Here is an 8294-nt window from a genome sequence, read left to right on the forward strand (position 1 = left end):
TAACCATACCTACGGCAAGGCGACGCTGACGAAGTTTGAATTGGATTTTCACAGAGTGTAAATTGTTGAAACTAGGTTGTCATACAATGTATACCACTTGGGCTTTGGCAGTAGCTAACTGCACTAAATATAATATAAGGAGGGTTTTATGGGGAAAGGCCATTGGAATCGGAAAAGAGTTTATAGCATTCGTAAGTTTGCTGTGGGAGCTTGCTCAGTAATGATTGGGACTTGTGCAGTTCTATTAGGAGGAAATATAGCTGGAGAATCTGTAGTTTATGCGGATGAAATACTTATTACTCATACTGCTGAGAAACCTAAAGAGGAAAAAACGATAGTAGAAGAAAAGGCTGATAAAGCTTTGGAAACTAAAAATGTAGTTGAAAGGACAGAACAAAGTGAATCTAGTTCAACTGAGGCTATTGCATCTGAGAAGAAAGAAGATGAAGCCGTAACTCCAAAAGAGGAAAAAGTGTCTGCTAAACCGGAAGAAGAAGCTCCAAGGATAGAATCACAAGCTTCAAGTCAAGAAAAACCGCTTAGGGAAGATGCTAAAGCTGTAACAAATGAAGAAGTGAATCAAATGATTGAAGACAGGAAAGTGGATTTTAATCAAAATTGGCACTTTAAACTCAATGCAAATTCTAAGGAAGTCATTAAATCGGATGCAGATGTATCTACGTGGAAAAAATTGGATTTACCGTATGACTGGAGTATTTTTAACGATTTCGATCATGAATCTCCTGCACAAAATGAAGGTGGACAGCTTAACGGTGGGGAAGCTTGGTATCGCAAGACTTTCAAACTAGATGAAAAAGACCTCAAGAAAAATGTTCGCCTTACTTTTGATGGCGTCTACATGGATTCTCAAGTTTATGTCAATGGTCAGTTAGTGGGGCATTATCCAAATGGTTATAACCAATTTTCATATGATATCACTAACTATTTGAACAAAGATGGTCGTGAGAATGTGATTGCTGTCCATGCAGTCAACAAACAGCCAAGTAGCCGTTGGTATTCAGGAAGTGGTATCTATCGTGATGTGACTTTACAAGTGACAGATAAGGTGCATGTTGAGAAAAATGGGACAACTATTTTAACACCAAAACTTGAAGAACAACAACATGGCAAGGTTGAAACTCATGTGACCAGCAAAATCGTCAATACGGACGACAAAGACCATGAACTTGTAGCAGAATATCAAATCGTTGAACGTGGTGGTCAGGCTGTGACAGGTCTAGTACGTACAGAGAGTCGTACCTTAAAAGCACATGAATCAACAAGCCTAGATGCGATTTTAGAAGTTGAAAGACCAAAACTCTGGACCGTTTTAAATGACAAACCTGCCTTGTACGAATTGATTACGCGTGTTTACCGTGACGGTCAATTGGTTGATGCTAAGAAGGATTTGTTTGGTTACCGTTACTATCACTGGACTCCAAATGAAGGTTTCTCTTTGAATGGTGAACGTATTAAATTCCATGGAGTATCCTTGCACCACGACCATGGGGCGCTTGGAGCAGAAGAAAACTATAAAGCAGAATACCGTCGTCTCAAACAAATGAAGGAGATGGGAGTTAACTCCATCCGTACAACCCACAACCCTGCTAGTGAGCAAACCTTGCAAATCGCAGCAGAACTAGGTTTACTCGTTCAGGAAGAGGCCTTTGATACTTGGTATGGTGGCAAGAAACCTTATGACTATGGACGTTTCTTTGAAAAAGATGCCACTCACCCAGAAGCTCGAAAAGGTGAAAAATGGTCTGATTTTGACCTACGTACCATGGTCGAAAGAGGCAAAAACAACCCTGCTATCTTCATGTGGTCAATTGGTAATGAAATAGGTGAAGCTAATGGTGATGCCCACTCTTTAGCAACTGTTAAACGTTTGGTCAAGGTTATCAAGGATGTTGATAAGACTCGCTATGTTACCATGGGAGCAGATAAATTCCGTTTCGGTAATGGTAGCGGAGGGCATGAGAAAATTGCTGATGAACTCGATGCTGTTGGATTTAACTATTCTGAAGATAATTACAAAGCCCTTAGAGCTAAGCATCCAAAATGGTTGATTTATGGATCAGAAATATCTTCAGCTACCCGTACACGTGGAAGTTACTATCGCCCTGAACGTGAATTGAAACATAGCAATGGACCTGAGCGTCATTATGAACAGTCTGACTATGGGAATGATCGTGTGGGTTGGGGGAAAACAGCAACCGCTTCATGGACTTTTGACCGTGACAACGCTGGCTATGCTGGACAGTTTATCTGGACAGGTACGGACTATATTGGTGAACCTACACCATGGCACAACCAAAATCAAACTCCTGTTAAGAGCTCTTACTTTGGTATCGTAGATACAGCCGGCATTCCAAAACATGACTTCTATCTCTACCAAAGCCAATGGGTTTCTGTTAAGAAGAAACCGATGGTACACCTTCTTCCTCACTGGAACTGGGAAAACAAAGAATTAGCATCCAAAGTAGCTGACTCAGAAGGTAAGATTCCAGTTCGTGCTTATTCGAATGCTTCTAGTGTAGAATTGTTCTTGAATGGAAAATCTCTTGGTCTTAAGACCTTCAACAAAAAACAAACCAGCGATGGTCGTACCTACCAAGAAGGTGCGAATGCTAAGGAACTCTATCTTGAGTGGAAGGTTGCTTACCAACCAGGTACCTTGGAAGCTGTAGCTCGCGATGAAGCTGGAAAAGAAATTGCACGTGACAAGATTACCACTGCAGGGCAACCAGCAGGAGTTCGCCTCGTCAAGGAAGAACACGCCATCGCCGCAGATGGAAAAGACTTGACTTACATCTACTACGAAATCGTAGACAGTGAAGGAAATGTTGTACCAACTGCCAATAATTTGGTTCGTTTCCAATTGCATGGACAAGGTCAACTAGTCGGTGTCGATAATGGGGAACAAGCCAGCCGAGAACGCTATAAGGCGCAAGCAGATGGTTCATGGATCCGTAGAGCCTTTAACGGTAAAGGGGTTGCCATCGTTAAATCAACTGAACAAGCAGGTAAATTCACTCTGACTGCCCACTCAGATCTCTTGAAATCGGACCAAGTTACCGTCTTTACTGGTAAGAAAGAAGGACAAGAGAAGACTGTTTTGGGGACAGAAGTAGCAAGAGTTCGTACATTAATTGGTAAAGAACCAAAAATGCCGAAAACAGTAGGTTTTGTATACAGCGATGGTAGTCGTGAAAAACTTCCAGTAACTTGGTCTCAAGTCGATGTTAGTCAAGCAGGAGTTGTGACTGTTAAAGGTACAGCAAATGGACGTGAGGTAGAGGCTCATGTCGAGGTTCTAGCAATTGCGAAAGAATTACCAACAGTTAAACGTATTGCTCCAGGAGCAGACTTGAACACTGTAGATAAATATGTGTCAATACTTGTAACCGATGGAAGTGTACAAGAGTATGAAGTGGACAAGTGGGAGATTGCCGAAGAAGATAAAGTTAAGTTAGCAATTCCAGGTTCTCGTATTCAAGCGACCGGTTATTTAGAAGGTCAACCAATTCATGCAACCCTTGTGGTAGAAGAAGGAAATGCTGCAGCACCTGTAGTGCCAACTGTTACTGTTGGAGGTGAAGCAGTAACAGGTCTTACTAGTCGACAACCAATGCAATATCGTACTCTATCTTATGGTGCCCAATTGCCAGAAGTCACAGCAAGTGCTGAAAATGCTGATGTGACAGTTCTTCAAGCAAGCGCAGCAAACGGCATGCGTGCGAGCATATTTGTTTAGCCTAAAGATGGTGGCCCTCTTCAAACCTATGCAATTCAATTCCTAGAAGAAGCACCAAAAATTGCTCACTTGAGCTTGCAAGTGGAAAAAGCTGACAGTCTCAAAGAAGACCAAACTGTCAAATTGTCGGTTCGAGCTCACTATCAAGATGGAACGCAAGCTGTATTACCAGCTGATAAAGTAACCTTCTCTACAAGTGGTGAAGGGGAAGTCGCAATTCGTAAAGGAATGCTTGAGTTGCATAAGCCAGGAGCAGTCACTCTGAACGCTGAATATGAGGGAGCTAAAGGCCAAGTTGATCTCACTATCCAGGCCAATACTGAGAAGAAGATTGCGCAATCTATCCGTCCAGTAAATGTAGTGACAGATTTACACCAAGAACCTACTCTTCCGTCAACAGTAACGGTTGAGTATGACAAAGGTTTCCCTAAAGCTCACAAAGTCACTTGGCAAGCTATTCCGAAAGAAAAACTAGACTCCTATCAAACCTTTGAAGTACTAGGTAAAGTTGAAGGAATTGACCTTGAAGCGCGTGCAAGAGTCTCTGTAGAAGGTATCGTTTCAGTTGAAGAAGTCAGTGTGACAACTCCAATCGCAGAAGCACCACAATTACCAGAAAGCGTTCGGACATATGATTCAAATGGTCACGTTTCATCAGCTAAGGTTGCATGGGATGCGATTCGTCCAGAGCAATACGCTAAGGAAGGTGTCTTTACAGTTAATGGTCGCTTAGAAGGTACGCGATTAACAACTAAACTTCATGTTCGCGTATCTGCTCAAACTGAGCAAGGTGCAAACATTTCTGACCAATGGACCGGTTCAGAATTGCCACTTGCCTTTGCTTCAGATTCAAATCCAAGCGACCCAGTTTCAAATGTTAATGACAAGCTCATTTCCTACAATAACCAACCAGCCAATCGTTGGACAAACTGGAATCGTAGTAATCCAGAAGCTTCAGTCGGTGTTCTGTTTGGAGATTCAGGTATCTTGAGCAAACGCTCCGTTGATAATCTAAGTGTCGGATTCCACGAAGACCATGGAGTTGGTGCACCGAAGTCTTATGTGATTGAGTATTATGTTGGTAAGACTGTCCCAACAGCTCCTAAAAACCCTAGTTTTGTTGGTAATGAGGACCATGTCTTTAATGATTCTGCCAACTGGAAACCAGTTACTAATCTAAAAGCCCCTGCTCAACTCAAGGCTGGAGAAATGAACCACTTTAGCTTTGATAAAGTTGAAACCTATGCTATTCGTATTCGCATGGTTAAAGCAGATAACAAGCGTGGAACGTCTATCACAGAGGTACAAATCTTTGCGAAACAAGTTGCGGCAGCCAAACAAGGACAAACAAGAATCCAAGTTGACGGCAAAGACTTAGCAAACTTCAACCCTGATTTGACAGACTACTACCTTGAGTCTGTAGATGGAAAAGTTCCGGCAGTCACAGCAAGTGTTAGCAACAATGGTCTCGCTACCGTCGTTCCAAGCGTTCGTGAAGGTGAGCCAGTTCGTGTCATCGCGAAAGCTGAAAATGGCGACATCTTAGGAGAATACCGTCTGCACTTCACTAAGGATAAGAACTTACTTTCTTATAAACCAGTTGCTGCGGTTAAACAAGCTCGCTTGGTACAAGTAGGTCAAGCACTTGAATTGCCGACTAAGGTTCCAGTTTACTTCACAGGTAAAGACGGCTACGAAACAAAAGACTTGTCAGTTGAATGGGAAGAAGTTCAAGCAGAAAATCTGACAAAAGCAGGTCAATTTACCGTTCGAGGCCATGTCCTTGGTAGTGATCTTGTTGCTGAGTTCACTGTACGAGTGACAGACAAACTAGGCGAAGCTCTTTCAGATAACCCAGAGTATGATGAAGACAGTAACCAGGCCTTTGCTTCAGCCACTAACGATATTGATAGAAACTCCCATGACCGTGTGGATTATCTCAATGACGGAGATCATTCAGAAAATCGTCGTTGGACAAACTGGTCTGCAAGACCGTCTACCAATCCAGAAGTATCAGCAGGCGTAATCTTCCGTGAAAATGGTAAGATTGTAGAACGGACTGTTGCACAAGGAAAAGTTCAGTTCTTTGTAGATAGTGGTACAGATGCACCATCTAAACTTGTTTTGGAACGTTATGTCGGCCCAGACTTTGAAGTGCCTACCTACTATTCAAACTACCAAGCCTACGAATCTGGACATCCATTTAACAATCCAGAAAATTGGGAAGCTGTGCCTTATCGTGCGGATAAAGACATTGCAGCTGGTGATGAAATCAACGTAACATTTAAAGCTATCAAAGCCAAAGCTATGAGATGGCGTATGGAGCGTAAAGCAGATAAGAGCGGTGTTGCGATGATTGAGCTGACCTTCCTTGCACCAAGCGAATTGCCTCAAGAAAGCACTCAATCGAAGATTCTTGTAGATGGAAAAGAACTTGCTGATTTCGCTGAAGATCGTCAAGACTACCAAATCACCTATAAAGGTCAACGGCCAAAAGTCTCAGTTGAAGAAAACAATCAAGTAGCTTCGACTGTGGTAGATAGTGGAGAAGATAGTCTTCCAGTACTTGTTCGCCTCGTTTCAGAAAGTGGAAAACAAGTCAAGGAATACCGTATCCAGTTGACTAAGGAAAAACCAGTTTCTGAGAAGACAGTTGCTGCTGTACAAGAAGATCTTCCAAAACTCGAATTTGTTGAAAAAGATTTGGCATACAAGACAGTTGAGAAAAAAGATTCAACACTGTATCTAGGTGAAACTCGTGTAGAACAAGAAGGAAAAACTGGTAAAGAACGTATCTTTACAGCGATTAATCCTGATGGAAGTAAGGAAGAAAAACTCCGTGAAGTGGTAGAAGCTCCGACAGACCGCATCATCTTGGTTGGAACCAAACCAGTAGCTCAAGAAGCTAAAAAACCACAAGTGTCAGAAAAAGCAGATACAAAACCAATTGATTCAAGTGAAGCTAGTCAAACTAATAAAGCCCAGTTACCAAATACAGGTAGTGCGGCAAGCCAAGCAGCAGTAGCAGCAGGTTTAGCTCTTCTAGGTTTGAGTGCAGGATTAGTAGTTACTAAAGGTAAAAAAGAAGACTAGAAATTTTGATACCTTCTTTATCATTAAAGACCAAAGAAAAACTCTTGTCCTAAATAGAAGATAAAGAGCCTGAGACAAAATAGTTCTCAACCACAAAAAAGCTAGATATTTCCAATTGCGGAACTCTAGCTTTTTAATTTTGAGTCGTTCTCTTATTGTATAGTAGATTGAAACTAGAATAGTACACTTCTACTTCTAAAACATTGTTAGAAATCAATTTGACTGTCCTTATCGATTTGTCCTGTTCTTATTTCATTTCACTATGTTTTAGGAGGTTATTGGCCATAAGTACCAATCCCATGTCAATTCTCACTTGACGCATCCCTCTCAGATTACATCTCTTGTAACCCAAACAAGCCTTTATCTGCCCAAAGACAGGTTCCACATCAATCTTGCGTTGAGCGAAAATCTGTCTACCTTGGGGAGATAAAAGCGCCTGACATTCTTTAACTTTCAAGTTTTGGTAGCCTTCGTTCATATACAGTCCCTTTTGAGGGGCTGATTCAGGTTCGTCGGCGTAGTAAACCTTGATTTCCTGTTGCAAGTCTGTCTGTGTTTTCTGATGTTTGATATGGTGAAAACGATAGCACCAGCCATCAGGATGTGTGTAGCTATCCTCCTTGTTATCATAGTGCCAATTCGCTAAGTTTCTAGCTGACTGTTTATAGCCTCTTTTCTGTTCCTTGTCAAACATGGCATATTTAATCAGAAGGGGAGTGATTTCTTCTTGAAAATAGACCTGTATCTGTTCTTGAAGTTTGGCGGAGAATTTCTCTGTCGTTTTCTTCCACACAAAACTATACTTGTTGGCATTGGCTTCAATCTTAGTTCCGTCAATAAACAGACAATCTAAGGTCACTAACTCTTCCATTTTTAAACGAAGATTGAGGTCGATGAAAAGATCACGAATAAGGTCTTCCATCCCTTCAGCGACTCGAAAACGATTGATGGTGCGATAGCTGACAACCAACTGCCCTGTTAGGTATTGCATAGCCAGATTTTCAATCATCATTTTTTCAATTTTTCGCCCAGAGAAAATCCCTTGTGAATAGGCAAATAGAAGAGCAGATACAAGCATTTTTGGGTGATAAGACGGGCGACCAAAGGCATGATAGAAGGCGTGGAAGTGATAATCCTCCAAGGTATTCACCACTTTTTCAATAGTAAAGACGAGATGGTCTTGTGGCAAGAAGGAACTGATTTCTAGTGGTAAAGTTGTTTGATTTGTGTTATAGTGAATATGCATGGGATAGCCTTTCTAAATGGTTTATTAAGCAATTCTATTTTACCAAGACTATCGCAACCATGCAAAAAAGCAACGGCAAATCCGTTGCTTTTTTTGGAGATAAGAGACTATTGTCTCAGACTCTTTTCTTTGTATAAAATTGTATAGTGTTATTGTCTATACTATTTTGTAGAGAAAGCAAAAATCCCTAGAAAAAAA

The 8294-nt window shown here is 41.5% G+C and carries 1 protein-coding gene and 1 pseudogene; one reads left to right on the forward strand and one right to left on the reverse strand.

Annotated elements, in window-relative coordinates:
• Positions 1–148 precede the first annotated feature (148 nt).
• Positions 149–6850, forward strand: a pseudogene (gene bgaA / locus QMQ21_RS18900) (LPXTG-anchored adhesin/beta-galactosidase BgaA).
• Between the two features lie 247 nt (positions 6851–7097).
• Here bgaA and QMQ21_RS18905 read toward each other — a convergent pair.
• Positions 7098–8096, reverse strand: a complete 999-nt coding sequence (locus tag QMQ21_RS18905; protein ID WP_138699624.1) for a transposase — start codon at positions 8094–8096, stop codon at positions 7098–7100.
• Positions 8097–8294 lie beyond the last annotated feature (198 nt).

This window comes from Streptococcus bouchesdurhonensis (genome assembly GCF_948472335.1).